2 protein-coding genes are annotated in these 3,388 nt (G+C 73.9%); both read right to left on the bottom strand.

Annotated features, from left to right (window positions below):
* Positions 1-43 precede the first annotated feature (43 nt).
* A complete protein-coding gene (locus AB0L34_RS33360) occupies positions 44-2,416 on the bottom strand; it encodes a hypothetical protein (RefSeq protein ID WP_363709611.1) in 2,373 nt (790 codons plus the stop codon).
* Complete coding sequence (locus tag AB0L34_RS33355; RefSeq protein WP_363709609.1) at positions 2,413-3,204, bottom strand: deoxyribonuclease IV; 792 nt, start codon at positions 3,202-3,204, stop codon at positions 2,413-2,415. The genes AB0L34_RS33360 and AB0L34_RS33355 overlap by 4 nt, the downstream gene beginning before the upstream one ends.
* Positions 3,205-3,388: the final 184 nt, after the last annotated feature.

Here is a 3,388-nt window from a genome sequence, read left to right as displayed (position 1 = left end):
GCCGCCCCGAAGCGACACCTCGGGGCGGCCGGCGGCTCGCGGGTCAGAGCCGGTAGACCACCACCTGGCCGATCTCCTCGCGGGTGATGCCGAGGCCGTCGACCGGCGCGTCGACCGTGACCTCCCACGGCGTGCCGGAGATCTGGTCGCGCATCAGCAGCACGTTGCGGACGCCGAGGACGCGCAGGTAGTCGACGCTGGTCTGATCCGGGAAGGAGAGCGTCACCCGGCGCACCTCGTCGAGCTGGTGCGGGGTGAAGCCGCTGCCCCCGTTGACCACGTCCTGGAACCTGGTCGTGGACCAGAGCATCACGGGCTGGTCGAGGTTCTGGCTGCTCGGCAGCACCAGCAGCGGGCCGTCCACGGTCCGCATCGCGGCGGGCTGCTGCGGCACGACCGGGTGCGGCGTGACGTTCAGGCCCTCGGCGATCACCAGCACCAGCGGCAGCAGGGTGGCCAGTCGCAGCCACGGGCCCGGCCACGAGGGGATCCGCTCGGCGCAGATCTCCCGCACCCGCGTGGCGAACGCGCTGACCGCGCCCGCCGCGAGCAGCCCGAGCAGCAGCGTGGTCCAGAGCATCAGCCGGCCGGGGGTGCGCAGGCCGCTCCACCCGGGCAGGTGCTCGAAGAGGGGCACGTAGGTGTACGTGCCGTCGAAGAACCGGGTGCCCATGGCGAGCACCATGGTCACCACCACCCCGGCGAGCAGCAGCAGCCGGTGGCGCAGCTTCCAGACGGAGAAGAAGAGCCCGCCGGCGGCGAGCGCGTAGAGCACGAACCCGGGCAGCAGGGTCATCTCCGGGTGCCAGGGCAGCGCCGCCCGCGCGCCCTCGTGCAGCTCGCCCCAGACACGCGACTCGGCAGGCGCGGTGAAGAAGCCGCTCGCCGGAGGGGAGAAGATGCCGATGTCGCCGACCGTCCGCTCCGCCTGCGGGTGCTGCTCCTTCACGGTGAAGTACGGAACCGCCAGCAGCGCGCCGACACCGGCGAAGAGCAGCCCGCCGACCAGGTCCGCGGCCAGCAGCCGGCGCCCGAACGGGCGCTTCACGGCCCAGAACCAGGTTCGCCGGACGTACCAGGTCACGGCGGCGACGACCACCGTGCCGCCGAGGAAGTACGCGAACGGCAGCCCGATGCCGAAGCCCAGGCTGAGCTGCCAGGCGGCCACCAGCCAGCCGGTGTAGACCCAGCCGTCGTGCCGGCGCTCCGGGCGGTAGCCGTGGCGGAGTGAGTAGCCGTGCCCTCGCGCCAGCATGGCCAGCGCCAGCGGGATGCCGCCGTTGGAGATCACGTGCAGGTGCCCGGCCTGCGCGAGCAGCCAGGGCGCGTAGGCGTAACCGACCCCGGCCACCGCCCCGCCGATCCGGCCCGCGCCGAGCTGGCGGGCCAGCGCGTACGCCCCGAGCGTGGCGAGCGCGTGGGCCAGCACGAACATGATGTTGTAGCGCAGCACGGCGGCCTCGGGGCCGGTGCCGATCATGCCCGCCGGGGCGTAGCCGAGCAGCGTGTCGGAGAAGGCGAAGCTCCAGTCTTCCGGGAAGAAGGTGTTCGACTGCCAGAGCTGCGCCGGGTTGGTCAGCAGGATGTGCCCGGACCAGGCCATCTGCCACGCCTGCAGGCTCGGGTCCCAGTAGTCCTGCGGGAGGGTGTGCAACGGGTAGCGCAGGGTCGGCCAGGTCATCAGGACGGCCAGCACCAGCGAGCCGAGCGTCGCGAGCGTCCACTCGTGGATCAGCACGCGACCGACCGCCCGGGCGGCACGCCGTACCCAGCTCGGCCGGGGTTCCGGGGCGGACGCGAAGGCGGCCCACCGGTCCGGCTTCCCCGCCTCCTTGCCGCCCTCATCGGCCTTGCCGCTCTCCTTGCCGTCGCCGGCCTTGTCCGTGCCGTCCTTGGTGGCACCGTCCTTGTCCGTGCCGGCCTTGGCGGCACCGTCCTCGCGGTCCTTGCCGTCGGCGTCCTTGGCCGTGCCGTCGCCGGTGGTGCTGCCGTCACCGGCGGCGGCCTTGGCGTCGCCGCCGGTCGTGACGTCGTCGCTGGCTCCGGCGTCACCGGGCTTGGTTCCGGCGTCGCCGAGCCTGCTCCTGGCGTCTCCGCCGTTCGTGGCGTCGCCGGCCTTGGCGTCGCCGGTGCCGCTGACCGTGCCCGGCCGGTCGTTGCCCTTGCCGCTCGTGCCGCGGGCCTCCCTGCTGGCCGGGTCCTTGTCGGCGGGGCGGGTCCCGGCGGGAGCACCGGCCGTCGGCGCGGTGCCGCCACCCGTGTCGCTGGCCGGGCCGGCCGGGTCGGAGACGTCCGCGCGCGCGGCGTCGGTGGAGGTGGTCGGGCCCGAGGGGCCGGCCGGCGCGTCGCCGCCGGAAGCCGTCGACCGGTCGGCGGCGGGGTGGGGGCCGCCGGTGGCGGACTGGTCGGTCGTCATCCGGTGGGGCTCTCCGCGCCGAGCCGGTCACGCAGGAAGGTGATGTCGGCACCCTGGCCCTCGACGCCGCCCGGGGTCTCGACGATCACCGGCGCGCCGGCCGCGCGGATCACCGCCACCAGCAGTTCGGGGTCGATCGTCCCGCCGTCGAGGTTGTCGTGCCGGTCCTGCCCGGAGTTGAACGCTCCCTTGGAGTTGTTGGCGTGCACCAGGTCGATCCGTCCGGTGATCGCCTTGACCCGGTCGACCAGACCGAGCAGCTCCTCGCCGCCGGCGTGCGCGTGGCAGGTGTCCAGGCAGAAGCCCACCTCGTAGTCGCCCACGGCGTCCCAGAGCCGGGCCAGCGCGTCGAGCCGCCGGGCGCACGCGTTGTCGCCCCCGGCGGTGTTCTCGATCAGGACCGGCAGCTCGAAGCCGCCCGAGTCCGCTGCGTACGCGAAGGTCTTGCGCCAGTTGTCGAACCCGACGGCGAGGTCGTCCCCCGCGTTGACGTGCCCGCCGTGCACGATCAGCCCCTTCGCGCCGATGGCGGCGGCCGCCTGGGCGTGCCCGAGCAGCAGCTTCCGGCTGGGAATGCGGATCCGGTTGTTCAGGGTCGCGACGTTGATGACGTACGGCGCGTGGACGTAGAGGTCGACGTCCGCCGCCCGTAGCTGCTCCGCGTCCTCCCGGGGCTTCGGGGCTTTCCACCCCTGCGGGTCGGCGAGGAAGAACTGTACGGCCCCGGCCTCTCGGGCCGTCGCCTCCGCCAGCGGGTCGGTCGAATCGACGTGGGCTCCGATACGCATGCACGGGAGCCTACGTCGCCGCGCCGACAGCCGGGCGACGGCGGCGGTGGGGAGTGGGAAGCGTACCCGCGTCACCTCCCGGCGTCGGCGGTCGTTGATGCGAGTGGGATCCACGGTTGGTGCTCCCGTGCGAGGCGGCCGCAGGTCGCCCGCCGGGGTGGCCGAGCCGCCCGGGAAGCGGGGG

This window comes from Micromonospora sp. NPDC052213, from assembly GCF_040679695.1.
In the GTDB taxonomy this organism is placed as follows: domain Bacteria; phylum Actinomycetota; class Actinomycetes; order Mycobacteriales; family Micromonosporaceae; genus Micromonospora.
This window is presented reverse-complemented; position numbering and strand designations above follow the sequence as displayed.